This window comes from Devosia sp. LC5 (assembly GCF_000735585.1).
Taxonomy (GTDB): Bacteria; Pseudomonadota; Alphaproteobacteria; order Rhizobiales; family Devosiaceae; genus Devosia.
This window is the reverse complement of the sequence record NZ_JNNO01000006.1, coordinates 98,245-122,711: the sequence shown is the minus strand read 5'-3', so window position 1 is coordinate 122,711 and position 24,467 is coordinate 98,245. Positions and strand designations below refer to the sequence as shown.

Below are 24,467 nucleotides of genomic sequence, written 5' to 3'. Positions count from 1 at the left end.
GCTGGTGGGCGGGGGTGGGGCTGGGGGTGGCGGCTGCGGCGGGGATGGCGGTGAGGTGGGACCTGTTTGGGGCGAGGCAGGTGTTGAATTACCTCTTGGCGCGGGGCGGCAAGGTTTCGAGCAGGCGGCAATAGGCCTCGACCATGGGTTCGATACCGTGTCGGGACTGCATGGCGGTGGCCGAGGCGGTGCGTTGCTGCGGGCTGGCGGGTTGGGCCAGCATGGCTTTTGCCGTTGCGGCGAGTTGGGTGGCGCCATTGGAGGCGTGGAAGACTGCCAGACCCAGGGTGGCGGCGGGGGCCAACACTTCGCGCAAGACCGGCAGGTCGGCGGCGAGGATGGGGAGGCCGAGCATGGCGGCTTCTACACCGGCCAGGCCAAAACTCTCCCAGGTGGAGGGGAAGAGATAGATATTCGCACTCATGAGCAGCGCGGCCAGTGACGGGCGATCGAGATTGCCGAGCAGGTGCAGGCGGTCGCTGACGTTGAGCTGGATGGCCTGGGCGACGAGGGCGTCGCGGAGTTCACCGTCGCCGGCGATTGCCAGATGGGCGCCGGGCAACAGGGGGAGAGCCGCGACGGCGATAGCGTGGTTTTTCTGGGTGGCGAGGCGTCCGCTGGCCACGAGGAGAGGCGTGTTGGCGGGGACTCCGAGGTGGTGGCGCCAATTGGTATTGTGCGGCATGGGCAGCGGCGTGACGCCGTGGGGGATGAGAAACGTCCGGCGCCGGTAGCTGTCGGGATAGGCAGCGATGCTGAGTTGGGTCGCGGCGGAGTTGGCGATGATGGTGCTGTGGATGCCGTATTGCCCCCAGAGCCGGTCCAGCAGGCGCCAATGGGGCCGCATGGCGGCGGGGATGGCGGTGAGGTGGGTGGCGCGCAGGCGGATGCCGGCGGGGAAAGCGAGGGCGCTGGCGAAGATGCCGGCGGCGACTTGATAGGACAATAGTGCGTCGTGGCGGCGGGAGAGGATTGTGCTGGCGAGGCGGCGGAGATTGCCGGCCATGGCGATGGTTTCGATCTCGTGGCCGCGGCGCGTGAGGCCTTCGGCGATCATTTCGGTCAGGACCTGCACGCCGCCGGGTTCATCGCGGGTGACGACTTGCAACACTTTCATCGGGCGAGGTCCGCGCGGGACCAGAGGCGCAGGCAGACGATGGAGAGCAGGCCCGTGAACCAGATGGAATCGCCGCGATTGAACAGTACGGCTTCAAGGCTCGAAATCAGCAGGGTGAAGAGCCAGCCCTGGACGAAGAATTCGAGCAGGGCCTGTTCGGCACGGTCCAGGGCGCGGCGGCGGATCGTCGCGATGTGCCGTAGGGGCGCGATGGCGGCCCAACCGAGGACCAGCAACAGGCCGGGCACGCCGGCGGAGATGGCGATATCGAGGAAGCCATTATGGGCGTGCGAGACCTGGGCGGCGGTATCGTTGGAACCGGCGACGGCGTAGATGACGCCGGTGTCCCAGAAGACGTTGTAACCATAGCCGGTCAGGGGCCGCCGTCCGGCAGCGTCGAGGGCAAGCTGCCAGATATCGGCGCGGCCGGTGAAGGTGGGGTCGGGCAGGTGGTTGGTGATCGCGGCAAGGGCTGGAAAGGCAACGGAGCCGACGGTGACGAGCGCGAGGCCGCCCACGGCCAGAGCGGCAATAACAGCGGGATGGTTGGCGCGAACGATGAGCGCGGCGCCAATGAGGGCTGGGACCAATAGCAAAGCTGCCGATTTGCCGCCGGACATGATCAGCAACACCAAGGCGCCGGTGAGGATCATGCCGCCCCAGGCCGGGCGGCCCAGGCGCCAGAGCAGCAGGCCGGTAAAGCTGAAATGAATGGCCATGGAGGCCAGATCGTTCTTGTGGCGGAACATGCCGCGCCAGTCGCCGGCAAGGCCCTGCTCGGCCGTGTCGCGCAGACTGTGAATGGCCAGATCCGGTATGAACAACACGCCCAGAAAGCACAGCAGGATGGCGACAGCCGTGGCGACGCCCAGAGTGGTGACGAAGATTTCCACCCGCTTGAACAGCAGGGGCAGGCAGAGCGCGATGCCGATCACCACGCCCGCCAATGCCAGGCGGTTGAGTGCCAGGCCCGGGCTGGATGAGAGCAGCGAGGTGAGGGCAAACCAGCCGAAAATGGCGACGAGGCCGGGGCTGACAGCGGCCCAGAGCGGGCCGACATTGCCGCCGCGCCAGACCAGCAGCAGGGTCAGGCCCAGGATCAGCAGCGTCAGATTGCGGCGCAGGCTATTGGACTGGGTGGGGTCGTCGATGACGCTATAGTCGGAAAGGCTGGCAAAGGGCTGCGCCTGCGTCCAGAGCACCAGGATAACAAAGCCGGCGAAGAGGGCGATCAGCGCCTGACCTAGATCGATTTCGGCGGGTTGGGCAATGGCGTCACGCATCTGAGAGGGCCAGGAGATAGGCTTTGACGAAGGCGCCGTAGTCGGACGGGGTCTGGCCGTCGCTGGCGAGCAGAGCGGGCGTGGCGCCGGGGCTGTAGCACCAGGCGGTGTGGCTCAGTTGCAGCGCGTCGAGCACATTCTGGGTGAAGGGTTCGGCAAAATCGGCGGGGCCACCGGCCAGGCCATCGATGCAGGTGGGGCAGAAGCCCCATTCGGTGACCACAATGGGCTTGTGCGCGGCCAATGTGCCCAGGCTCTTGAACCAGCGATCAGGATCGTAGCGGTCCTCATTGGGATAGACGTGCCAGGCATAGGCGGTGCGTGGATCAGGCAGCGGATCGGCGGCGGCGCCGGTCAGGTCATGCGCCCAGCGGCCGCCGGCGCAGAGCACGATATTGTCGCTGATGGGGCGGATGGCAGCGGTGATCTGCTGCCAGGCCTGTCTGAAAACGGGCCACCAGGCGCCGTCGGAGATCCAATGGCTTTGATGGCCGACGGGCTCGTTCCAGAGTTCGAACAGGATGTGCGGGTCATCGCCGTGGCGCTGGGCCATGGCGGTCCAGAAGGCGATGGCATCGGCAATTGACGAAAGATAGGCGTCGGGCGGCAGGCCCCATTCGGGTGGAGGAATGGGCTCGTAGTGATCGGGGAAGCCGATAGCGTGCCAGTCGACGATGACGAACAGGCCTTGGGCGCGGGCGGCTGCGATATCGGCGTCTAGGTATTGTGCCATCAGGGTCGGGTCGTAGCGCCAATGGCCGGGATGGACGCTGATGCGCACGCAATTGGCGCCCCAGTCTTCGGCCACCACGCGATAGTCATCGAGCGAGCGGCCGGCGCGGATATAGACGGGGTCGCCCATGGCAATGCCGCAAAGGCGCAGGGGGGCGTGGTTCCAGAACAGGCGGTTGCCGGAGATTTCGATGCGGGTTGGCTGCTGGGCATGGGCAGGCGCTGCCAGTCCGGCCAATCCGGCGAGAACAGCGCGGCGGCGCATGGTCAGTGCCCCCGCCAGCGATTGACCAGCATTCCCAGAGCGCCCCCGAGCAGCAGGCCCACGATCAGGCCCAGCGGCAGCAGCATGCTGGGCTTGGGTGGGAAGCTGCGCTCGGAGGGGGCGGCGGCCTGTGACACCACCTGGGCATTGAGCGTATCGAGACGCGCCTGTTCGGCGGTTTCGCGCGAGCGGAGCAGAGCATCCTGATAGACGGCGCGGCTGGCTTCGGCTTCACGCTCGAGCTGGCGCAGGCGAATGCGCTTGGCGTCGGTGGCCTGCAGATTTGCGGTGGCGTTCTCGAGCCGGGAGCGCAGGGCGGAGGCATTATCCCGGGCGCGTTGCAATGCCAGATCGGCAGCGATCAGCAGGCGAGCCACTTCGGCGTCGAGCGCGGCGCGGGCGCCGGTGACGCGTTGTTCGGCGACGATCAGGCGGGGATGCTGGGCGCCCAGGGTAGCGCGCAGCACGGCCACATCGGCGTTGGCGGTTTGCAGCTGATCGCGCAGCCGGGTGATATCAGCCGAACCCATGGCCTCGGGGGCCGCGGCGGCCTGTTCGGAATTGGCGGCCAGTGCCTGCAATTGATCGCGCTCGACGCGGGCGGCGGCCAATGCATTGTCGGCAGCGAGCAGGGCCTGATTGGTTTGCCCGACTTCGCCTTCGAGCAGGGACTGGCCGCCAGTTTCGACAATGCCATTGGCTGTCTTGAAGCGTTCGACGGCGTTTTCGGCAGATTCCAGTTCGCCGAGCAATTGGGCGAGCCGGCCTTCCAGCGCACCGGAAGCGCGCTCGGCCTGGGCGGCGCGCTGGGTTTCGCGCAGGCCCAGATAATTTGAGACCACGGCATTGGCAATGGCTGCCGCCTTGGTGGCGCTTTCGGATTCGGCGTGGATATCGACTACATAGGTGCGATCAAGCCGCACCACATGGACGGCCTTGGAGAGGGCCAATACGGCCTTGCTCAGATCATCGCGCGGGGCATCGGAGGCGCCGCCGGCCAGGCTGTCGAGCAAAGCGCGGAGCGGATTGGGCCTGCCGATAAATTCAGGATCGTTCTGCAAGTCCAATTGGGTGGCGGCGGCGCGCAGCACCGAATCCGAGGCCATGACGCGGGCCTGGCTTTCGATCAGCACCACGCCGGCGTCGCCCGAGGCGGTGGAGGGCGTCAGATCGCGCTCCAGCACCTGCAGGTTTTGCGGATCGATGAATATCTGCGCGCTGGCCCGATAGCTGGGGGTCAGCACCAAGGGAGCAGCGAGCGCGAAGGCGGCACAACACAAGGCCCCTGCCCCGGCCCAATAGCGGGCGCGCCAGAGCTGGCCGAGATAATCGCCCAGTGCGGGGGAGACCGAAGGGACCGGGCCGATAAAGGTGGCCGTTTCGGTAACGATGTCGGAGCGGAACATGGGCACCACCAGTATGTCATGGTTAATGCATGATTAAACTGGGGGCATTGTTGCACCGGACCAGTGCGGCGAAAAACACAAGCTGGTCTGGCGGTTAATCGTATTCTGTGAATGTACTTACGTATGCATGGGGAATGCTTGCGACCCATGACGGCGAAATAGCCGGCCCTCCCTGTCCGGAAGGTGCGCTTATGACGGCACGAAATGTCCGACTGCCAGCTTGACTGAAGTTCATATATCAGTCATTCTCGATATATGGAATCTTCGCATGCTCTCGACGTTTTCGCCGCTCTATCCCAGGCTACGCGTCTCGACACGTTCCGTCTGCTGATGGAGCAGGAACCCCTGGGCCTGCCGGCCGGCGAAATCGCCCGGCGGCTCGAGGTGCCGCAAAACACCATGTCGACGCACCTGGCCATTCTAGCCCGCGCCGGGCTCATCGAATCCGAGCGCCATAGCCGGTCCATCGTCTATCGGGCGGTAGTTGATCGGGTGCGGGAGATCGCGAGCTTCCTGGTGCAGGATTGCTGCGGCGGCCGAGCCGAATTGTGCGCACCCCTCATCGCCGAATTCACCCCGTGCTGCGACCCAAAGGAGACCAGCCATGCCTGACCGCGTCTACAATGTCCTGTTTCTCTGCACCGGCAATTCCGCCCGCTCGATCCTGGGCGAGGCGATCCTCAATCATGTCGGCCGGGGCCATTTTCGCGCCTATTCCGCGGGTTCGACACCCAAGGGCACAATTCACCCGATGACGCTGGAAACACTTGCCAAGGCCGGCATCCCGATCGATGGCCTGCGCTCCAAGGCCTGGGACGAGTTCGCCGCGCCCGATGCGCCCAAGATGGATTTCATCTTTACCGTCTGTGACAATGCGGCCGGCGAGACCTGCCCAATATGGCCGGGCCAGCCGATGACGGCACATTGGGGCATCGAAGATCCCGCGGCGGTCATCGGGCCTGAATTCAAGCAACGTGCTGCTTTCGAGGATGCCCTGCGCTTCCTGCGCAACCGCATCGGCGCCTTCATCAACCTGCCGCTGGCCAGCATCGACCGCATGGCATTGAACTCCCGGCTTGAGGGTATCGGCGCCATGGACGGGACGACCACCAAGTCGTCGAACGTGGCGTGATGATCCAGCCAATGTCCTCACCAGGGCTATATACATGATCGACTTGCCACGCCGTCTGGTTGCCGAGGCACTTGGCACCGCGCTCCTGGTGGCGGCGGTCGTGGGCTCGGGCATTATGGCCGAGACACTGACCACCGATATCGCACTGGCGCTGCTGGCCAACACCATTGCCACCGGCGCCGTGCTGGTGGTGCTGATCGCCATTCTGGGGCCGATTTCGGGCGCCCATTTCAATCCGGCGGTGTCCTTGGTCTTCGCCTTGCGGCGAGACCTGCCGGGTCGCGAAGCCGCGCTCTATGCTGTTGTTCAGATCGCGGGCGGCATTGTCGGGGCAATACTGGCGCATGCCATGTTCGCGCTGCCGCTGCTGCAGGCTTCCAGCACGGTGCGTACCGGGGCTGCGCAATGGCTTTCCGAAGGCGTGGCTTGCTTCGGCCTTGTCGCCATTATCCTGGCCGGCATCCGGTTTCAGCGACAGGCCGTTCCAATGCTGGTCGGGCTCTACATCACGGCTGCCTACTGGTTCACGGCGTCGACCTCATTTGCCAATCCTGCCGTGGCCATCGCCCGCGCGTTCACCGACACCTTTTCCGGTATTCGCCCACAGGACTTGCCGGGCTTCATCCTGGCGCAACTGGCTGGCGCCCTGGTCGCGCTGGCGCTGATGTCCTGGCTGCTGCGCAGTCCGGCCGGCGAGGGCCGCCCCATCAACGCGGAAGAACAATCATGAGCGTCACCATCTACCACAATCCCGAATGCGGCACGTCGCGCAATACGCTGGCGATGATCCGCCAGTCCGGTGTCGAGCCTGTCGTGATCGAATATCTCAAGACCCCGCCATCGCGCACGAGGATCAGCGAACTGGTTGCGGCCGCCGGCATGACGTTGCGGCAGGCGATCCGGCAGAAGGACACGCCCTATGCCGAACTCGGGCTGGCCGAGGCGTCCTTGTCGGATGATGAACTGCTCGACGCCATAGAAGCCCACCCGATCCTGCTCAACCGTCCCTTTGTCGAGACCCCGCTAGGCACCCGGCTGTGCCGGCCGAGCGAGGTGGTGCTGGATATTCTGGAGAATTCCGATATCGGGCCATTCACCAAGGAAGATGGCGAGGTTATTATCGATGCCGAGGGCAAGCGCGTAACCGGGGAGCGGATCGGCTAACCGATCTAGAACAGGATGGCCGGTGCTGCAAATTCGCCGTCGAACGCGGCGGCCATCTGGGCACTCGGGGTCACCCAGATCATCGGCTATGGTACGCTCTACTATAGCTTCAGCATCCTGGCGCCCCGCATTGCCGCCGAGTTCGGCGTGGCCATCGAGTGGATTTATGGATGCATCTCGCTGGCATTGCTGGCGGGTGGGGCCATCTCGCCCTATGCCGGCGGGCTGGCAGACCGGCATGGCGCCGGGCGCGTCATGTCGGCCGGCTCGATAGGCGCGGCCGCAGCGCTGATCGTCTGCGCGCTGGCCGGAAACGCCCTTGCCTTCCTCGCCGGCATGATCCTGGTCGAGCTGGCTTCCGCCTTTGTGCTCTATTCGACGGCTTTTGCCTTCCTCGCCCAGAGTACGGGCCCCAAGGCGCAGCGCAGCATCACCTATCTGACGCTGATTGCTGGCTTTGCCTCGACGATCTTCTGGCCGCTGACCAGCGCCATGCTGGGGGCCATGGACTGGCACCAGGTCTATTTCGTATTCGCGGGGTTGAACCTGCTTATCTGCCTGCCGCTACACTTGTGGCTGTCGCGGTTTTCGCGCATGGCCGCGGCACGGATGCCGCAACCGGCCGCCACCGCCGCAGTGGCAAATCCGGTTGACCAGAGCATAGTGTTTGCCCTGGTGGTTCTCGGCTTCTCGCTGGCAGGATTTATTTCGGCGGCAATCCTGTTCCATATCGTGCCGATGCTGGGTTCGCTCGGCCTGGGCACAGTGGGCGTGTTCGTGGCCTCGCTGCTGGGGCCGGCGCAGGTGGCCAGCCGGCTGATCAACATGACATTCGGCAAGGAATTGCCGGCGACGGTGCTGTCGATCATTTCGGCGACGATGATGCCACTGGCGCTGACAATCCTTGCCCTGACGGCGCCTTCGATCGCCGGCGGCATCGTCTTTGCTATCATCTTTGGCATGGGCACGGGACTGTTCAGCATTGTATCGGGCACCCTGCCGCTCACCCTGTTCGGCAAGGCCGGCTTCGGGCGGCGGCTGGGCTGGATCAGCCTGGGCCGGCTGGCTCTATCGGCCATCGCGCCATTCGCGCTCTCGGTGGCGCTCGGCGCCGTCGGGCCAAAACCTTCGATATGGGTTCTGGCGGCGGCGGGATTGGGATGCGTGGCGGTGTTTGGCGAAATCTGGCGCCGCTGCCGGCAGCCCCAGCTCATGGCGGTCGTTTGACGCAGGGCTTAAACGTCCAGATCGGACAGCACCGACAGAAAGGCTTCGCCATAGCGGTCGAGCTTGGCCTGGCCGACGCCGGGCAGGTTGAGGATGTCGTGCAGGTGGCGCGGGCGGGCCAGGGCCATGGCGCGCAATGTCGTGTCGTGAAAGATCACGTAAGGCGGCACGCCCTGCTGCTTGGCGATGCGCAGGCGCTCGTCACGCAGGGCGTTGAAGATCGTCATGGCAGGCTCAGCCAATTGCACGGCATTGCTGAGGCGCTGGCGCACTTCAGCGGCCTTTTTGGGCCGATCCTTGCGCAGGGTCACCATGCGCTCGCGCTTGAACACGGCTCGAGCGCCCTCGCCCAGGGTCAGCGCGCCATGGGCGGCGTGATCGACCACGACGAGGCCAGAGGCGGTGAGCTGGCGCAGCACCGATTGCCAGGCTTTGCTGTCGAGGTCTTGGCCCTGGCCGAACACGGCCTGCTTGTCATGTCCGAAGCGTTCGACCTTTTCGGTGGCTTTGCCGATCAGCACATCGATGACATGGGCGGCGCCAAAGCGCTGGCCGGTGCGGTAGATGGCGGCCATGGCCTTGATGGCAGCTTCAGTGCCGTCCCAGCTTTCGACGGGCGAGCGGCAGGTATCGCAATTGCCGCAATTGCCGGCATGGGCCTCCCCGAAATGGGCGAGGATGGCCTTGCGGCGGCATTCGGCGGTTTCGCAGACGCCGAGCAGGGCATTGAGCTTACTATGTTCGACGCGCTTGACCTCGTCGGGGGCATTGCCCTCGTCGATCATGCGGCGGCGCTGCACCACATCGGCCATGCCATAGCTCATCCAGGCTTCGGCGGGCTGGCCATCGCGACCAGCGCGGCCGGTTTCCTGATAATAGGCTTCGATGGAGGCGGGCAGGTCCATATGGGCGACATAGCGCACATCGGGCTTGTCGATGCCCATGCCGAAAGCCACCGTGGCCACCATGCAGATGTTTTCCTCCTTGAGGAAAGCATCCTGATTGGCACTGCGCCGCTCGGCAGATAGCCCGGCATGATAGGGCAAGGCCGGAATGCCCTTGCCCGAAAGCCAATCGGCAATGTCCTCCACCTTGGCGCGGGAGAGGCAGTAGACGATACCCGAATTGCCCTTGTGGCCGGCGAGGAAGGCCAGCAATTGCTCGCGCGCCTTGTCCCGCTCGATGATGGAATAGGAGATATTGGGGCGATCAAAACTGGTCGAGAAAACCTGGGCGCCTTCGAGGCCCAGCCGCTCGATAATGTCTTCGCGGGTGCTCGGATCGGCCGTAGCGGTCAGCGCGATACGCGGCACGCCGGGAAAGAGCTCGGTCAGTTGCGCCAGATCACGATATTCGGGGCGGAAATCATGGCCCCATTGGCTCACGCAATGGGCTTCGTCGATGGCAAAGAGCGCGATATCGAGCCCTTCCACCATATTGCGGAAGCCCTGGGTCGCTACACGTTCGGGCGCCACATAGAGCAGGTCGAGTTCGCCGCGCCGCAATTGGCCGCGAACCTGGGCGGATTCTTCCTGGGTCATGGCCGAATTGAGGGCTGCGGCGGCGACGCCAGCCTGGCGCAAAGCCTCGACCTGATCGCGCATCAGCGCGATCAGCGGGGAGATGACAATGCCGACGCCGGGGCGGCAGATGGCGGGAATCTGGTAGCAGGCCGATTTGCCCGCGCCGGTGGGAAACAGCACTACGGCGTCGCCGCCGCCAACCACGTGGCGAACCACATCTTCCTGCTGGCCGCGGAAACTCTTGTGGCCGAAGATATCGCGCAGCACATCGAGCGGGTCGCGGGGGGCATCCCGGTCTACCGCGCCAAACAGGTCGATGCTCGAATCCAATGCGCTCACCCGGTTCTTGAATCACAGCCAAGGGGTGAGCCGCAAGGCAATCACGCGGCTGCGCTGGGGAAAGCGGTCAATTCGCCGACTGGCGCGGCAATGGTTTGCTGAGGAAGGGCGAATTGCGCAAGACGAAGCGCCAGGGCGTTTCGACGCCCTTGGTGATGCCGATGCGCGGGCCGGTGTGAATTTCGGACGGTTCGCCGGGGAGGAGTTGGAAGGGTGGCGCGTCGAGCGGCATTCCGTTGTGGGCGATGGTGACGCCGAGAGCCTGGCAGAGTTTACCCGGACCGGAGCAGAGCTGGCGGGCGGGCAGGCGGCCGCGGCGTTCGGTCATGAGGTGGGCGCCGTGGGTTGGCTCAAGGGCGCGGATCAACACGGCGCTGCCCTTCTGGCAGACGAAGTTGAGGCACCAGTGGATGCCGTAGATTTTGTAGACATAGGCATGCCCGGGCGGGCCGAACATGGCCGCGTTGCGCGGGGTCGGGCCGTTGAAACTATGCGAGGCCGGGTCGGTCTGGTCATAGGCCTCGACCTCGACGAGAGGGCCGCCGACGCCGTCGACCAGGAGAGTGGTGCCGATGAGGTCGCGGGCGACGTCGAGGACGGGGCGGTCGAAGAAGGCGGTTGAGATAGGCTGCATCAGTAGACCTCATGGTGAGCTTGTCGAACCACGAGGTCGTGCCCGCATCGTGCCACGACCTCGTCCTTCGACAGGCTCAGGATGAGGTCTACTGAGAGTGAGTCGATCGGAGCTCGCAACGGTTCATTGAGCTTTCCTAATCCACCCGCCCGCGGGCGTCGACGTGGACGGTTTCGAGGACCTGGTTGCCGGAGATTAGCGTCACGGTGTCGAACAGGTTCGACACCACGCAGGCGTGGTTGGGGATGATGCGGAGCTTTTCGCCGATGGCCGGCTTGGTGGGGCAATTGCTGAGGTCGATGGTGCCATGCTCTTCGCTGAGGCCGGTGATGACGGCGTCGGGATAGGCTTCGATCAGCCCGAACCCGGTCATACCCAGCGTGTCGCTGGTCAGGGCCTTGGAGCCGGCGTCGATGATGGCGCGGTTTTCGGTGGGGCGGCTGACCACGGTCGCCAAAACAGTCAAAGCGCAATCGGCGAAACTGCCGACATTTTTGGCGACCTGGAAGCGGTCCATATAAATATAGGTGCCGGGACGATGCTCAGTGGCGGTTTTGACCTCGTGGGCGCGCCAGATATCAGGTGTGCCGCCATTGGAGATGACTTCGGGCGAGAGGTTCGCGGCGATGAGGGCGGCCTTGGCGTCGGCGAGCCATTTTGCATTGGCCTCCACCTGCCCGGCCGCGGGATAGGTCATGAGGCCGCCGAAATGGAGGCCCGGCGCGGCGGCGATGATCTGGGCCAGCGCGACCGCTTCGGCGGGCGATTGCACGCCGCAACGGCCCATGCCGGTATCGCATTCGACCAAAACGGTCAGCGGTTTGGTTGAGCCGGCAAAGGTTGCCGACAGGCCCGCGACGGTCTCGGCACTGTCGGCGGTGACGGCGATATTGATGCGGGCGGTCAAGGCCTTGAGGCGGGCGAGTTTGGCGGGGCCGATGATATTGTAGGGCAGGAAGATTTCAGTGATGCCGGCATCGGCCATCACTTCGGCTTCGCCCAGCTTCTGCACGGTGATGCCCACGGCGCCCAGTTCGATGGCCCGCTTGGCGAAGCGGGGCAGTTTGTGGGTCTTGATATGGGGGCGCAGCTTGAGGCCATGGGCGTCGGCATAGTCCTGCACGCGCTTGAGATTGGCTTCGACGCGATCGAGATCGATCAGTACGGCGGGTGTATCGAGTTCGGCTATGTCGCTCATTTGCCCCTCAGAACTTCGTCGACGAAACGCAGATTGCCAGCGGTCAGCCCGGCATCGACGGTCAATGTGGTGCCGGTGATGCCCGACGCTGCATCCGAGCACAGAAAGACCGCCGCATTGGCGACTTCCTGTGGCAGGACCATGCGGCCGAGCGGATAATGCGGCAGGACATTGTCGAGCACGGTTGGATCGGCGGCGAGGCGATGATCCCAGGCTGGGGTGCGGACGGAGCCGGGGCAGATGACATTGGCGCGCAGGCCCTGCGCGCCGCGTTCAACGGCGAGGGAGCGGGCATAGGCAATCAGGCCGGCCTTGGCGGCGGAATAGGCCGGATTGCCGAAATGGGCCAGCGCATTGACCGAGGAAATGAAGACGAGGCTCCCTGCCCCGCGCTGCGCCATGGCTGTGACGATGGGGTCGGTCATGGCATAGGCGCCATTGAGATTGATGGCGATCTCGGAGGCCCAGACATCGTCGTCGAGATGCCCGAGCGTTTCGGCGCGGGTGAAGCCGGCATTGGAAACGACCGCGTCGGGCGCGCCGTGTTCGGCAATGTAGCGCTCGATCGCGGCTCGGGTGCCCTTGGGCTCGGAGAGTTCAAACAGCACCTGCCCGGCGAGGTCGAGCCCGGCCAGCAGGTCCGCATCGCGGTCGGCGCCGATGACATTGGCTCCGGCGGCGCGGAAGCCGGCGACCATGGAGCGGCCAATACCGCCGCCGGCGCCGGATATCAGCACACTCTTGCCGTCGAGACGAAAGGCTGAGCCCATATCAAGGTCCCTTATAGGCGACGCAGTCGATTTCGACCTTGCAGTCCACCATCATATGGCTCTGCACGCAGGCGCGGGCGGGCGGATGCTCGCCGAAATAGCTCTTGTAGATGGCGTTAAAGCTCCAGAAATCGCGCGGATCATCCAGCCAGACGCCGCAGCGTACGACATGTTCGAGACCGAAGCCGGCTTCCTCGAGAATGGCGATGACGTTCTGGATGGTCAGATGGGTCTGCTCGACAATGCCGCCATTGATGATCTCGCCATCCTTCATGGCGACCTGGCCGGAGACATAGAGCCAGCCGCCCGCCTCCACGGCCCGGGCGAAAGGCAGGTTCTGGCCGCCGGCCCCGGACTTTTCCGCACCGTAACGTTTGATCGGCATGAGGAGGCTCCCTTGCTGAATTTTCTGAAAGTCAATTTCACTGGCGGCGAGTTTATCGGCATGAAACCGACATTTCTCGTGTAAAATGACGGAACGAATGTAAATTTCTTACGTGATTGCTGGTTGTGCCTTGTGCTAGCTTGGCATGACAGCGCCCCGGTGGGGATGCTCTTTTTATTGTCATTTTGCGAGTTCCAAGTGCGCGTCTTCACCGCCGCCCTGGCCACCGAGACCAATACGTTTTCGCCCATAGCGATCGACAAGCGCGCTTTCGAGGCCTCGCTTTACGCCAAGCCGGGCGAGCATCCGGCGACGCCGACATTGTGCAGCGCCCCGATTACGGTGGGCCGCGAGGTCTGCGCGCAACTGGGCTGGACGCTGATCGAGGGGAGCGCCAGTTGGGCGGACCCAGCGGGGCTGGTGGCGCGCACGACCTATGAGGATTTGCGCGACGAAATCCTGGACCAATTGCGTGCGGCCATGCCGGTGGATGGCGTGGTGCTGGGCCTGCATGGGGCCATGGTGGCGCAAGGCTATGACGATGTCGAAGGGGACCTGCTGGCGCGGGTGCGCGAGATTGTGGGGCCGGATGTGCTGGTCTGCGCCGAGCTTGATCCGCATAGCCATCTGACCGCCAAACGGGTTGCGGCGGCTGATTTTTTCGTGGTGTTCAAGGAATTTCCCCATATCGACTTTGTCGATCGGGCGCGCGACCTGTGGTCGATTGCGGTGCGCACGCTCAACGGCGAGATCAAGCCGGTGATGAGCGTGTTCGATTGCCGGATGATCGATGTGTTCCCGACCTCCAAGGAGCCGATGCGCAGCTTTGTCGACCGGCTTTATGGGCTGGAAAAAAGCGAAGCCGGCGTGCTGTCGCTGTCGGTGGTGCATGGCTTCATGGCGGGCGATGTGCCGGAAATGGGCACCAAGGTCATTGCGGTGACGGATGACCGGCCGGAGACCGGCGCGGCTTTGGCGGAGAAGCTGGGGCGAGAGCTGTTTGCCATGCGTGGCACATTCATGGTCGCCCAAGTGGATGAGCATGTGGCGGTGGATGTGGCTCTGGCCGCGACCAAGGGGCCGGTGGTGATTGCCGATGTGTGGGACAATCCGGGCGGCGGGCCCGCGGGCGATGCCACCGTGATCCTGGGCGAGTTGATTGCGCGTGGCGTGACCGACGTGGCGGTGGGGACGATCTGGGACCCGATTGCCGTGCAGATCTGCATGGCGGCGGGAGAAGGCGCAGAAATTGCGCTGCGTTTCGGGGCCAAATCGGCGCCGGATACGGGCCTGCCGATCGACAAGATCGTCACCGTGCGCAAGCTGGTGCCCAATGCCGAGATGCGGTTTGGCGAGAGCTTTGCCCCGTTTGGCGACGCAGCCTGGATCAGCTTTGACGGGATCGATGTGATCCTCAATTCGACGCGGGCGCAGAGCTTTGATCCGAGCCTCTTTTCAGCGATGGGGATCGAGCCAACATCGCGGAAGATCCTGCTGATCAAATCGACCAACCACTTTTACGACTCGTTCTCGCGGATTGCGTCGGAGATTGTCTATTGCTCGGCGGGGAAGCCCTATCCCAATAGTCCGGCGACGACGCCCTATCGCAAGGCGCGGCGGGATATCTGGCCGATGGTGGAGAACCCTTGGTGAGGGGCTCGCGGTTGAGGACTTCGTGGCATCATCGTCATTTCCCGGCTTGTCCGGGCAATCCATTGCTTCCGCATACGCTAAGAGATGGATCACCCGGACAAGCCGGGTGATGACGACGAATGGATAGTATCGCGCGAGCGGAGCCCGGATATCGGGGCTCATGCACCCTCTCCCAACCTCCCCCGTCAAGGGGGAGGTGCCGCTCAGTGGTTGTGGCGATCGAGCAGCCTATTCCTCAGACCAATTCCCGTACATGATCGGCATCAGGCCGACGAGCGCGCTGAAGCGGGTCCAGCTTTTGCGCTCTGGGAGGGTCCAGCCGGCTTCGGCGACGGCGGAGAGGCGGGGGAAGACCAGGCGGTCGAAAATGGCGCGGTCGGTCATGGACTCGCTCCAGATGCAGGCTTGCACACCGAGCAGATGCTTGAGCTGGCGTTCGGTCCAGCCTTGGCGGGCCTCGAATTCATAGGTTTCCTGCGGGCCGGACCAGCCGGCCCAGCCGGCGCCGGGCTCGGCCCAGGCCTGGCCGTTGGCCATGTCGAGATAATAACGCTGGCCGGGGGAGACGACCATGTCGTAGCCGCGTTCGGCCAGGGCCGCGTTGATCTCGACATTGCGCCAGCCGATCAGGAAGGTCTTGGATTTGTCGACCTTGTCGCCATGGCCGGCCTCTTCCCAGCCGCCGGTAACGGCGCCCTTGGAGGCGATGATTTCGTGTACGCGGCGGATGAATTCGGACTGCAGGAGCGCAGTGGGCGAGCCCTCGATTTCGTCGGCGCCGTGGTGATTGCCCAGGACGTTGAGCTGGGCTTCGTGCTTCTTGCGCAAAGCCGGGCCGCCGAGCTTTTCGATCATGTCCAGCGCCAGGGGCGAACCGGACCAGGCGGCGAGCGGGACTTCGTCGGCGCCCAGATGGAAGATGCCGGCGGGGAAGAGTTCGAGCACCTCGTCGATCACCTTTTCCATGAAGGTATAGACCGGCTCATAGGCAGGGTTGAGGCTGTTATTGGGAAAGCCCTGCACTGATTGATATTCGCCGATCTCGTTGGGATCGCGCAATTGCGGGAGGGATTGCAGCACGGCGTAGGAATGGCCGGGCACGTCGATTTCGGGGATCACGGTGATGGCCAGGCTATCGGCCAGGGCCACGATTTCGCGCACCACGGCCTTGGAATAATAGCCGCCGGTGGGCTGCGGGCCGGAGCCAAGCAGCGGCGGCAGGGCCTTGCCGTGGCCGCGCCAGGCGCCGATTTCGGTCAGTTCGGGATAGGCGTCGATTTCAAGCCGCCAGGCTTCGTCTTCGCTGAGATGCCAATGGAACTTGTTGAGCTTGTTCCAGGCCATGAGCTTGATGAGGCGGCTGACTTCGGCCCCGGTATAGAATTGGCGCGCCACGTCGAGATGGCAGCCGCGATAGGTGAAGCCGGGCTCGTCGGTGATGGTGCCGCCAGTGGGGAAGAGGAAGGTCTGGGGATAAAGTTTTGCGCCGCGCAGAATGTGGCCCAAGGTGACCAGGCCATAGAACATGCCCTGGCGGCTGGTGGCCGAGACGGTGGCGGCGTTGTCGGAGAACCTGACTTCATAGGCTTCTGCGCCCAGGCCCGGTTTGTGCACGATCTTGACCGGCATGCCGGCTTCGGAGGCGGGACGGACGATGGCTTCGACGGGGAAGAGATCGGCCACCAGGGTGGCAAAGGCTGCCGCGGCTTTGCTGGCGTCCTCGCCCTGGGGCTGCAGATCGAGGCCGGGCGGGACGATGCGGGCGCCGGTGGTGGCGACCGATTTGGGCCAGGGGATGATCGAGACGGGAACCGGTGCCTTGGCGGGCACCTTGAACTTCATCGCGCCCTTGAGCAGCGGGGAATTGTGCCCCTTGCCCTGGGTGGGCGCGGTGGGCAGGGTGATGATCGTGCCATCGGCCAGCGCCACATAGCCGGAATTGGCGCCGTCGCTCCAGTGGCGCAGGCCATAGGAGAGGCCGCGGGCAATGGCCTTCCAGGTCTGGCCGGGCTCGAGCACGAAGCCGTCGGGGGGAGCAATCAGGGTGTGATTGGAGAGGCGCTTGAGCAGCTTGCCGTTTTCGAGCGTCGCATGCGGGTCGATGCGGGCGGGGCCGGAAAAGCCGAGGGTAAAGTCTTTGAGCGCGGTGTCGCCATTATTGGTGAGTTCGATGCCATAGGCCAGGCTTTCGCCTTCGCTGGCGGGCGTCCAGGTGGTTACGAGGGAAAGGGAGATGGTCATGGTACTGCGCTTTGCTTGAAGTAGACCTCATCCTGAGCCTGTCGAAGGACGGGGTCGTGGCAGGGTCTGTGGCTGCGACCCCGTGGTTCGACAAGCTCACCATGAGGTCTAGGATGGATGATTGGCGCTCAGTCCCCGAGAGGCTGAGCGTCGTCGCCGTCGCGATTGACGACGAGCTGATGCTTGATGCGCCGCATGCTGGCGACGGCCGAAGGGCCAAGACGGGTCGCGACAGTCTGGGCCAGCACGTCGACCGTGGCGAGGAAGGCGTAGCGGCCGGGCGTGGGGCGCAGGATATCGACATTTTCATGCCAATTGACCGGCAGGAGAATGTCCGATTGGGCCGAAACCATGGAAGCCGAGCGGGTGACCACGATGCGGGTGAGGCCATATTCACCGGCCACCGTCAGCGTCTTGGCCAGCTGCGCATTATTGCCCGAGAGCGAAAAGGCGACGATGACCGTGCCGGGCGGGGCGGAGGCGGCGCGCATCATCTGCAATTGGTGATCTTCGGTGGAAGCGACCCGCAGGCCAAGACGGAACAGGCGCGTCTCGATTTCGCCAGCCATCATCGAGGAGGCGCCGCCCGAGCCGAAAGCCAGCACGAAATTGGACTTGGCAATGCTTTCGGCAGCGCGTTCCACGGCGGCGAAATCGAGATGTTCGAAGGTTTCGTAGATGATGGACTGGATGCCGTTGACCACGCCCTGGGCGATTTCGCGCACATTGGAGGGGCTGGCGGCGGGCGACATGTAACGCTGCCCGACAAAGCGGGACTGGGCCAGGCGCACTTTGAAATCGGCATAGCTGTCGCAGCCGAGGCGCCGGCAGAAACGGGTGACGGTGGGCGGGGAAACGTCGGCCTGCGCCGCCAGATCGACGATGGACATTTTGAGCACGCTGTCGACATCGGCGAGCACGATCTCGGTCAGAGCGCGCTCCGAGCGCGTGAACGCGTTCTTTTCGGTCTGCAACAGACCGACGATATCCAGCATGATGCTCTCCCCGACTGCCAAAGGCCCTCAATAGACCGCCAGACCCTTTTCGTCGAACAGATGCACCTGATGAATGGCAAAGCCCATTTTGGTGGGCTGGCCTTCTGCCACTTTGGGGTCGCCTTCGAACAGGGCGACGAAGTTTTCTCCGGCGGGCAGGTTGGCATAGCTGACGGTGTGGATGCCCAGATGCTCGACAATCTTGGGCGTGATGGTGAGGGCAAAGTCGCCGCCCTCCAGGGTCAGGTGCTCGGGGCGAATGCCCAGGGTGACGGACTGGCCATTGATCGCCTTGGACTGGCGCGGCAGGGCGATGGTGCCCAATTCGCCCAGATCGACCTTGACGGTCTCGCCATCGGCCGAAGTCACATTGCCATTGATGAAATTCATCTTGGGGCTGCCGATAAAGCCAGCGACGAAGATATTGTCGGGCTTGTGATAGAGCTGGAGCGGGGAGCCGACCTGGGCGATCACGCCGGCATCGAGCACGACGATCTTGTCAGCCATGGTCATGGCCTCGACCTGATCGTGCGTCACATAGATCATGGTGGAGCCCAAGCGCTTGTGTAGCTCCATCAGCTCGATGCGCATTTCCGAGCGGAGCGCAGCGTCCAGATTGGATAGCGGCTCGTCGAACAGGAAAATCTTGGGCTGGCGCACGATGGCGCGGCCGATGGCGACACGCTGGCGCTGGCCGCCCGAGAGCATGCCGGGGCGATGCTGCAGGCGCGGCTCGAGCTGCAGCACCTTGGCCGCGGCCTGGACGCGCTTATCGACTTCCGCCTGCGGCAGCTTTTCGACGCGTAGCGGGAAGGCGATGTTTTCATAGACGGTCATGTGCGGGTAGAGCGCATAGGACTGGAACACCATGGCAATGCCGCGCTGCACGGGGGGCAGATCGTTGACGACCTTGCCGCCGATGGAAATTTCGCCGGCGCTGACATCTTCGAGGCCGGCGATCATGCGCAGCAGGGTGGATTTGCCGCAGCCGGAGGGGCCGACGAAGACGACGAACTCGCCCTCGGACACCTCAAGATCGATCCCCTTGATGATCCTGGCTTCATTGAAGCTCTTTTCGAGATGCTTGAGGCTGAGCTGGGACATGGCGTTGCGTCTCCGGGCGGCGGGGCGGTTCCCGCGGGCGGGTAGAAGGATGTTGGGGATGGCCGCCGCCCGAAGGCGACGGCCGGCGTTCAGGCCTACTTGTACTGCTCCAGTTCGCCGGCAGCCGTGGTGAGGGCCGCGGCGGGCTCGGCGGCGCCGGTCACGACGGACTGGACCATTTCGATCATCACGTTCTGCAGGCCGACATAGTCGGTCAACAGCGGCTCGGGACCACCGAATTCGATACCGTCGAGGAAGGGCGCCCAATAGGGCTTCTCGGCGAGCAGTTCGGCAGTCTGGGGCTCTAGCGGACGCAGCGGGGTCAGGCCCTGGGCCATTTCGGCAGCCCATTGGCGTTCGCCCGAGGTCAAATATTTGGCAAGGCTGGTGGCCTGCTCTTCAACGCCCGAGCCCTTGAACACGGCCAGCGAGTCAGTGATGAGCAGCGTGCCCGGACCCTTGGCGGACGGGCCGAGGGGGAGCGGGGCGACACCCCAGTTCATACCGGCTTCGGTGGCCAGATTGCCGGCATTGGGCGAAGCGTGGATCATGCCCAGCGTACCGTCGAGCCAGATGGCGCGCACTTCGTTCTGCTCGTAGGCGGTCGGGCCTTCTTCGGAATAGGCCGAAATGTCCTTGAGCGCGGTAAGGGCTTCCAGGTTCTGCGGGCTGTCGAGCACGATATTGCCATCGGCATCGATCACCAAGCCATCATTGGTGTAAACCCAGTGGAGGAACTGGTGCATGGTGTTGTCGAAAGTCTTGGCGACGACACCGAAACCGTCGAAGTCGGTATTGTCTTCGATCTGCTTGGCGAAGGCGATCTCTTCTTCCCAGGTCTTGGGCGGGGTTTCGGGATCCAGGCCCGCCGCCTCGAAGACGTCCTTGTTCCAGTAGAGGGCCTTGGTCGAGAAGGCGACCGGGACGCCCCACTGGGTACCGTCGAAGGTGACCGTGTCGGGCACGTAATTGTAGTAGCCAGCCTTTTCCTCATCGGTCATCGGCACGGGGACGATGAGATCGTTGAGGGCGAACTGCTTGAGAGTGCGCGAGCCGACATAGGCCAGCGCGACGGGCGTGCCGGCGGCGGCAAGCGTGGTCACCTTGTCCTGGCACTGGCCCCAGCCCACGACTTCGGGCATGACCTTGAAGCCGGGATTTTCGGCTTCCCATTCCTTGAAATAGTCGGCGTAGCCTGCCGTGAGTTCGTCGCCGCAGTTGATGAAGCTGATTTCCTTGACGTCCTGGGCGAATGAAGCGGGTGCCGAGGCCGTGAGGGCCAGCAGCGACACCGCGATTAGGCCGGTCGTTTTTTGCACTTTGTAGTCTCCCTTGTTGCACGCCCCGAAGAGCGCCTTCCCTCGGAGCAGGACCGAGACCCCGCTCCAAACTTGATGACCCGGCGGACCCTTCTTCCGCCCGGCTTCCCCTATTGCTTCACGGCGCCGGCGGTGAGGCCGGCGACGAGATAGCGCTGCAGGAACACGATGACGATCATGACCGGCAGGATTCCGACGAAACTGGCCGCCATCAATTCGTTCCACTGCACTTCCTGCTTGCCGAAAAAGGCGAAAAGCCCAACCGGCAGTGGCATGAATTCAGTTCTGGAATTGAAGGTCAGCGCGAAGATGAATTGCTGAGCATAGGCGCCGATGAAGGTCATGATGGCGACCACGACAATGCCCGGCATGGCGAGCGGCAGGATGACCCGGCGCAGCGTGTAGAGGCGGGAGGCGCCATCGACCCAGGCGGCCTCGTCCAGCTCGCGCGGAATGCGCGTCATGTAGGTGCGCAAAAGCCAGATGGACGAGGGAATGAGGAAGGCGGCGCCCGGCACGATCATGGCCCAGTAAGTATTGAGCAGACCCAATTGCCGCATCAGGCGGAACAGCGGGATCAGCAGCACGGCGCCCGAGAACATGTTGACGGCCAGGAACCCGCCCAGCATCAGCCCGGACCCGGCAAACTGGAAGCGGGCAAAGGCATAGGCCGCCGGGACCACGATGACCACAACGATCAGCGTCACCACCGAGGAGATGAAGAAGGAATTGAAAATGTGCATGCCCAGCATGGGCACCGAACGCCACATCTGGAAATAGGCATCGAACGAGCCGTTCTGCGGAATGAAATTATAGGGCGTCGAGAACAACTGGCTCAGCGGCTTGAGCGAGACCAGGAAGCCTTCGATGAAGGGGGCCAGCACGAAGAACAGGAATACCGCCATGCCGGCATAGAGGGCGACGACCTCGTACCACTTGTAGCGGTCGATCATGGCCTTGGTGGAGCGGGCGCGTATCCGTGCGGCGGGTTTGGCCAGCGCCTTTGAGTCCGCGGCGACCACTGCGGCGGTGCGGGCAAGATGACTCATTTGGCTTCTCCCTGCGAGAGTTTGCGGACGGCGCGGAAGTAGACGATGCAGAAGATCGACACGAAGATGCAGATCACCACCGCGCGCGCGGCGCCTTCGCCATATTTGCGGGAGCCCATGGCGGTCTTGTAGGTGTCAATGATCATGGTGGTGGTGGAGCCGGACGGGCCACCCTGGGTCAGGATCCAGATGATATCGAAGGAGTTGAAGGTGGCGATCAGGCTGAGCAGGCTCATGGTCAGCATGGCCGGCATCATCAGAGGCAGGGTGATGCGGCGGAAGCGGTAGAAGCGGCCGGCGCCATCGGTCCAGGCGGCCTCGTAGAGATCCTTGGGAATGGATTGCATGGCGGCCAGCAGATAGATGGTGACCATGGGCACCCCGATCCACACATCGGTGACGATGGTGGCCCAGAAGGCCGAGCTGCCTTGCGCCAGGATGGGCCATGGCTTGCTGATGATGCCGAAATTCTGCAAGAGGCCCGAAATCATGCCGAACTGGCCATTATACATCCAGCCCCACATGAAGATGCCGATGGCCATGGGCACGATCCAGGGCGGCATGGTGAGGATGCGGAACAGGGTCTGGCCGGGAATGGCGGCATTGAGCAGAGTAGCGCCCAAAGTGCCGATGAGCATTTTGGTGGCGACCGAGAAGAAGGTCCAGATGAAGGTGCGCAGGATGACTTCGGTGAAATTGCCGGCGCCGAAAATGCGCTGGTAATTGGCCCAGCCGACGAAATCATACGTGGGGCGGAGGGCGGCATTGGTGAAGCTGAGGACCACCGTGTCGAACAGCGGATAGGCGACGATGATCAGGATGTAGATGAGGGCGGGAGCCAGTAAGGCCAGTGCGAAGAGGGAAGCGCTGCGAGTACCGGTCATCTACCTGCTCCTCAGCTCGCTCGGCCTAAGGCCGCATCGAATTGCTGCCAGATCGGCGTCATGTCCACCACTGATCGGGTCGCCATCGCCTTGTCCATGGAGAGCGCCAACAGGCCCGCCTCCAGCGCGTCGGTAACCGAGACCGGCAGGGGCGCGCCGTCCACCATATGCTTGAGAATATCTTCGGCCATCTGCTCGTCGGCGCCATAGTGCTGGCTGAGGCCGCTTGTCTTGTAGGTCGTGTCGATAAGGCGCTCGGACGTGCGCGAGTCCGTGACGCGCAGGAAATTGCGGATGAAATCGCCTTCGGCCATGCCCTTGGCTCCCATCACTGCGAAGCGGCGGAAATCGTCTGGCACGTTCAGATTGGTATGAAAGGTCAGCGCGGCGCCATTTTCATATTGCACCATTGCGGTCTGGAAATCGATGATGTCACCATCGCTGTCGAACACCTTGTCGCTACCCTGCCAGCCCGAGGGCTTGCGATGGTAGACTTCCATGTCGTTGATGCCGGTCACCTGGGGCGCATTCTTGGGCACGAAGGTGCGGCGGCCGCCGAAGCTGGAGACATATTTGGGGCGGCAGCCCATGACGCCATTATAAAGATCGAGATCATGGCAGCATTTTTCGAGCATGAAGCTGCCCGAATATTTCTCGTAGCGGCGCCAGTCGCGCATGAAGAAAGCGCCGTGATAGGGCGGAATGTGCTCGGAGGCCTCGATGGAGGTGATGTCGCCCAATTGGCCCTCGGCCTGGGCCTTGCGCAGGTCCACATAAAGCGGGGCATAGCGCAGCACCAGGCCCACCATCAGATTGTCAGAGCCATATTGGGCAATCAGTTCGGCCAGTGCCATGGTGTCCTCGACTGAGGTAACCACCGGCTTTTCAGTGAAAATCTTGAGACCGCGTTCGAGCCCGATACGGATATGGCCGAGATGGAGGTGATTGGGCGAGCCGACCATCAACAGGTCGAGTTGCTCATTGTCGAGCATGGCCTCGAGGCTATCATATTGCTTGCCGACACCGACACCGTGCTCGGTAGCATAGGGCAGGCCGGCCGGGGCGGGATCGACATAGCCGACGATGTTGAAATCGTCGCGCGCCACGGAGAAGACCCGTGCCAGATATCCCAGACGATAGCCCAGACCGATAATGCCAACCCGCATAGATATTCGCCCATCCTGTTCCCGCCATTCTCTGTTGGACTGGTCGGGTTTTCTGTAAACTATTTTCAAGACTAGGATCGTTCCGAACAGGATGTCAACACGAATCCGACACATCCACAATACCAATCTAGACCGCAGGCGAGCCTGCCCAAAGCAGCGCCATTCTGCTGAAAACCTGAGCGATTTCCCCGCTTTTTCCGTAGTTTTCGCTGTGGACAAGCGTGCCGGAAAAAGGCAGCATGCTCGGATTGGTATCTATGTACGTGCCTCAAAAAGGGGCTTCGCACAGATGTCAGAAATGAAAATTTATAACAGAGTCAGGCAGAATCTCCGGCAATTGCCGCAGCGGCCTGCCTGAGGCCCCGGGAGAGAGCCAAATGAGCCACACCACCAACCCCTTCCCTCACGATCCCGACCGCGGGGCGATCTGGACCATGCTGGTCGAGCGCGACATCGACGCCTTTGTCAGCGCCGACTGGAGCATGGTGGATGGCGACTTCGTGCGCGAAGGGTTTCTGGGGATCAACGGCGGCGGCTCGGACAATCCCGATAGCTGGAAAATCGGATTTCCGACGCTGGAGGCCTATCGCGACGAATGGCTGCGCCAGGCAGCCGAGAGCCAGACGGTAAAATACGCGGAAGACCAGCGCCTCGCTATTTTCCGCAACACCAATCTGCAGCATATCGAGATCAATGGCGACATCGCCATCGCGCACAAAAAGTTTGACGGCACGATCGCACTGGCCGATGGCGGCAGGGAAATCATGAACTGGCAGACGCTGTATTTCTGCCGCAAGGTTTCTGGCTCTTGGAAACTGACCGGCTTTGCCGGTTACCTCCCCTTCCCCATGGGCACGGCGCGAAAAGGCTGACGCGTAATG

The 24,467-nt window shown here is 63.3% G+C and carries 23 protein-coding genes; 7 read left to right on the top strand and 16 right to left on the bottom strand.

Annotated elements, in window-relative coordinates:
• Positions 1–88: 88 nt before the first annotated feature.
• The 4 genes from FF80_RS04740 to FF80_RS04725 are packed head-to-tail and all read right to left on the bottom strand — an operon-like array spanning position 89 to position 4,803.
• A complete protein-coding gene (locus tag FF80_RS04740) occupies positions 89–1,117 on the bottom strand; it encodes a glycosyltransferase family 4 protein (RefSeq protein WP_035098033.1) in 1,029 nt (342 codons plus the stop codon).
• Positions 1,114–2,400, bottom strand: a complete 1,287-nt coding sequence (locus tag FF80_RS04735) for an O-antigen ligase family protein (protein ID WP_035098031.1) — start codon at positions 2,398–2,400, stop codon at positions 1,114–1,116. The genes FF80_RS04740 and FF80_RS04735 overlap by 4 nt, the downstream gene beginning before the upstream one ends.
• Complete coding sequence (locus FF80_RS04730; RefSeq protein WP_035098029.1) at positions 2,393–3,397, bottom strand: cellulase family glycosylhydrolase; 1,005 nt, start codon at positions 3,395–3,397, stop codon at positions 2,393–2,395. Before FF80_RS04730 ends, FF80_RS04735 begins: the two co-directional genes overlap by 8 nt.
• A gap of 2 nt (positions 3,398–3,399) precedes the next feature.
• Positions 3,400–4,803 (bottom strand): GumC family protein, encoded by a 1,404-nt coding sequence (locus tag FF80_RS04725; protein WP_152558266.1) that lies wholly within the window; start codon positions 4,801–4,803, stop codon positions 3,400–3,402.
• Positions 4,804–5,058: 255 nt separating this feature from the next.
• On the opposite strand from FF80_RS04725, the gene FF80_RS04720 reads away from it, so the two are divergent.
• From FF80_RS04720 to arsK, 5 genes are read left to right on the top strand one after another with little or no spacing between them, the layout of a single operon-like run.
• Positions 5,059–5,415: a metalloregulator ArsR/SmtB family transcription factor gene (locus FF80_RS04720; RefSeq protein ID WP_035098024.1), complete on the top strand. Its 357-nt coding sequence runs from the start codon at positions 5,059–5,061 to the stop codon at positions 5,413–5,415.
• On the top strand, positions 5,408–5,935 hold the full coding sequence (locus FF80_RS04715; protein ID WP_035098021.1) for an arsenate reductase ArsC: 528 nt from the start codon (positions 5,408–5,410) through the stop codon (positions 5,933–5,935). Before FF80_RS04720 ends, FF80_RS04715 begins: the two co-directional genes overlap by 8 nt.
• A 28-nt stretch (positions 5,936–5,963) precedes the next feature.
• Positions 5,964–6,665, top strand: a complete 702-nt coding sequence (locus FF80_RS04710) for an MIP/aquaporin family protein (protein WP_152558268.1) — start codon at positions 5,964–5,966, stop codon at positions 6,663–6,665.
• Entirely contained in the window at positions 6,662–7,099 is a 438-nt protein-coding gene (gene arsC / locus FF80_RS04705) for an arsenate reductase (glutaredoxin) (protein WP_035098014.1), read from the top strand. Before FF80_RS04710 ends, arsC begins: the two co-directional genes overlap by 4 nt.
• Before the next feature lie 15 nt (positions 7,100–7,114).
• Positions 7,115–8,326, top strand: a complete 1,212-nt coding sequence (gene arsK / locus FF80_RS04700; protein ID WP_035098011.1) for an arsenite efflux MFS transporter ArsK — start codon at positions 7,115–7,117, stop codon at positions 8,324–8,326.
• 8 nt (positions 8,327–8,334) lie between these two features.
• On the opposite strand, the gene recQ is transcribed toward arsK, so the two are convergent.
• From recQ to FF80_RS04675, 5 genes are all read right to left on the bottom strand, one after another.
• Positions 8,335–10,179 carry a DNA helicase RecQ gene (gene recQ, locus FF80_RS04695; RefSeq protein WP_244445697.1) on the bottom strand — a complete coding sequence of 615 codons (1,845 nt, stop codon included), beginning with the start codon at positions 10,177–10,179 and terminating at the stop codon, positions 8,335–8,337.
• Between the two features lie 76 nt (positions 10,180–10,255).
• A complete protein-coding gene (locus FF80_RS04690) occupies positions 10,256–10,822 on the bottom strand; it encodes a DNA-3-methyladenine glycosylase (RefSeq protein ID WP_035098008.1) in 567 nt (188 codons plus the stop codon).
• A gap of 136 nt (positions 10,823–10,958) precedes the next feature.
• Positions 10,959–12,020, bottom strand: a complete 1,062-nt coding sequence (locus FF80_RS04685) for a D-TA family PLP-dependent enzyme (RefSeq protein WP_035098005.1) — start codon at positions 12,018–12,020, stop codon at positions 10,959–10,961.
• Positions 12,017–12,790, bottom strand: coding sequence for an SDR family oxidoreductase (locus FF80_RS04680; protein WP_035098002.1), 774 nt, complete (start codon positions 12,788–12,790; stop codon positions 12,017–12,019). The genes FF80_RS04685 and FF80_RS04680 overlap by 4 nt, the downstream gene beginning before the upstream one ends.
• 1 nt (position 12,791) lies before the next feature.
• Positions 12,792–13,175: a RidA family protein gene (locus tag FF80_RS04675; RefSeq protein WP_035097998.1), complete on the bottom strand. Its 384-nt coding sequence runs from the start codon at positions 13,173–13,175 to the stop codon at positions 12,792–12,794.
• Positions 13,176–13,373: 198 nt separating this feature from the next.
• Between FF80_RS04675 and FF80_RS04670 the strand changes: the two genes are divergently transcribed.
• On the top strand, positions 13,374–14,828 hold the full coding sequence (locus FF80_RS04670) for a M81 family metallopeptidase (protein WP_035097995.1): 1,455 nt from the start codon (positions 13,374–13,376) through the stop codon (positions 14,826–14,828).
• Between the two features lie 228 nt (positions 14,829–15,056).
• Here the strand turns inward: FF80_RS04670 and FF80_RS04665 are convergent, their stop codons facing one another.
• The 7 genes from FF80_RS04665 to FF80_RS04635 form a co-directional block, all read right to left on the bottom strand.
• Positions 15,057–17,069, bottom strand: a complete 2,013-nt coding sequence (locus FF80_RS04665) for a family 20 glycosylhydrolase (protein WP_035097993.1) — start codon at positions 17,067–17,069, stop codon at positions 15,057–15,059.
• A gap of 128 nt (positions 17,070–17,197) precedes the next feature.
• Positions 17,198–18,064: a MurR/RpiR family transcriptional regulator gene (locus FF80_RS04660; RefSeq protein ID WP_052153175.1), complete on the bottom strand. Its 867-nt coding sequence runs from the start codon at positions 18,062–18,064 to the stop codon at positions 17,198–17,200.
• 27 nt (positions 18,065–18,091) lie between these two features.
• Positions 18,092–19,168: a sn-glycerol-3-phosphate ABC transporter ATP-binding protein UgpC gene (gene ugpC / locus FF80_RS04655; protein ID WP_052153174.1), complete on the bottom strand. Its 1,077-nt coding sequence runs from the start codon at positions 19,166–19,168 to the stop codon at positions 18,092–18,094.
• Positions 19,169–19,263: 95 nt separating this feature from the next.
• The gene (locus FF80_RS04650; RefSeq protein WP_035098061.1) at positions 19,264–20,466 is read right to left on the bottom strand and encodes an extracellular solute-binding protein; all 1,203 of its coding nucleotides are present in this window, start codon (positions 20,464–20,466) and stop codon (positions 19,264–19,266) included.
• A 131-nt stretch (positions 20,467–20,597) separates the two neighbouring features.
• On the bottom strand, positions 20,598–21,440 hold the full coding sequence (locus tag FF80_RS04645; RefSeq protein ID WP_035098060.1) for a carbohydrate ABC transporter permease: 843 nt from the start codon (positions 21,438–21,440) through the stop codon (positions 20,598–20,600).
• Positions 21,441–21,532: 92 nt separating this feature from the next.
• Complete coding sequence (locus FF80_RS04640; RefSeq protein WP_035097990.1) at positions 21,533–22,420, bottom strand: sugar ABC transporter permease; 888 nt, start codon at positions 22,418–22,420, stop codon at positions 21,533–21,535.
• 11 nt (positions 22,421–22,431) lie between these two features.
• Positions 22,432–23,586, bottom strand: a complete 1,155-nt coding sequence (locus FF80_RS04635) for a Gfo/Idh/MocA family oxidoreductase (protein ID WP_035097988.1) — start codon at positions 23,584–23,586, stop codon at positions 22,432–22,434.
• A gap of 377 nt (positions 23,587–23,963) precedes the next feature.
• Here FF80_RS04635 and FF80_RS04630 point away from each other — a divergent pair, with 377 nt between their 5' ends.
• Positions 23,964–24,458 (top strand): hypothetical protein, encoded by a 495-nt coding sequence (locus tag FF80_RS04630; RefSeq protein WP_035097985.1) that lies wholly within the window; start codon positions 23,964–23,966, stop codon positions 24,456–24,458.
• Positions 24,459–24,467: the final 9 nt, after the last annotated feature.

Bases quoted from the DNA above. Each gene is read 5' to 3' on its own strand.
- FF80_RS04690 (WP_035098008.1), bottom strand. From the start codon at position 10,822: ATGCAGCCTATCTCAACCGCCTTCTTCGACCGCCCCGTCCTCGACGTC.
- FF80_RS04735 (WP_035098031.1), bottom strand. From the start codon at position 2,400: ATGCGTGACGCCATTGCCCAACCCGCCGAAATCGATCTAGGTCAGGCG.
- arsC (WP_035098014.1), top strand. From the start codon at position 6,662: ATGAGCGTCACCATCTACCACAATCCCGAATGCGGCACGTCGCGCAAT.
- FF80_RS04680 (WP_035098002.1), bottom strand. From the start codon at position 12,790: ATGGGCTCAGCCTTTCGTCTCGACGGCAAGAGTGTGCTGATATCCGGC.
- ugpC (WP_052153174.1), bottom strand. From the start codon at position 19,168: ATGTCCCAGCTCAGCCTCAAGCATCTCGAAAAGAGCTTCAATGAAGCC.
- FF80_RS04665 (WP_035097993.1), bottom strand. From the start codon at position 17,069: ATGACCATCTCCCTTTCCCTCGTAACCACCTGGACGCCCGCCAGCGAA.
- FF80_RS04720 (WP_035098024.1), top strand. From the start codon at position 5,059: ATGGAATCTTCGCATGCTCTCGACGTTTTCGCCGCTCTATCCCAGGCT.
- FF80_RS04715 (WP_035098021.1), top strand. From the start codon at position 5,408: ATGCCTGACCGCGTCTACAATGTCCTGTTTCTCTGCACCGGCAATTCC.
- FF80_RS04675 (WP_035097998.1), bottom strand. From the start codon at position 13,175: ATGCCGATCAAACGTTACGGTGCGGAAAAGTCCGGGGCCGGCGGCCAG.
- FF80_RS04685 (WP_035098005.1), bottom strand. From the start codon at position 12,020: ATGAGCGACATAGCCGAACTCGATACACCCGCCGTACTGATCGATCTC.
- FF80_RS04645 (WP_035098060.1), bottom strand. From the start codon at position 21,440: ATGATCGACCGCTACAAGTGGTACGAGGTCGTCGCCCTCTATGCCGGC.
- arsK (WP_035098011.1), top strand. From the start codon at position 7,115: ATGGCCGGTGCTGCAAATTCGCCGTCGAACGCGGCGGCCATCTGGGCA.
- FF80_RS04630 (WP_035097985.1), top strand. From the start codon at position 23,964: ATGAGCCACACCACCAACCCCTTCCCTCACGATCCCGACCGCGGGGCG.
- FF80_RS04740 (WP_035098033.1), bottom strand. From the start codon at position 1,117: ATGAAAGTGTTGCAAGTCGTCACCCGCGATGAACCCGGCGGCGTGCAG.
- FF80_RS04725 (WP_152558266.1), bottom strand. From the start codon at position 4,803: ATGTTCCGCTCCGACATCGTTACCGAAACGGCCACCTTTATCGGCCCG.
- FF80_RS04730 (WP_035098029.1), bottom strand. From the start codon at position 3,397: ATGCGCCGCCGCGCTGTTCTCGCCGGATTGGCCGGACTGGCAGCGCCT.
- FF80_RS04635 (WP_035097988.1), bottom strand. From the start codon at position 23,586: ATGCGGGTTGGCATTATCGGTCTGGGCTATCGTCTGGGATATCTGGCA.
- FF80_RS04640 (WP_035097990.1), bottom strand. From the start codon at position 22,420: ATGACCGGTACTCGCAGCGCTTCCCTCTTCGCACTGGCCTTACTGGCT.
- FF80_RS04660 (WP_052153175.1), bottom strand. From the start codon at position 18,064: ATGCTGGATATCGTCGGTCTGTTGCAGACCGAAAAGAACGCGTTCACG.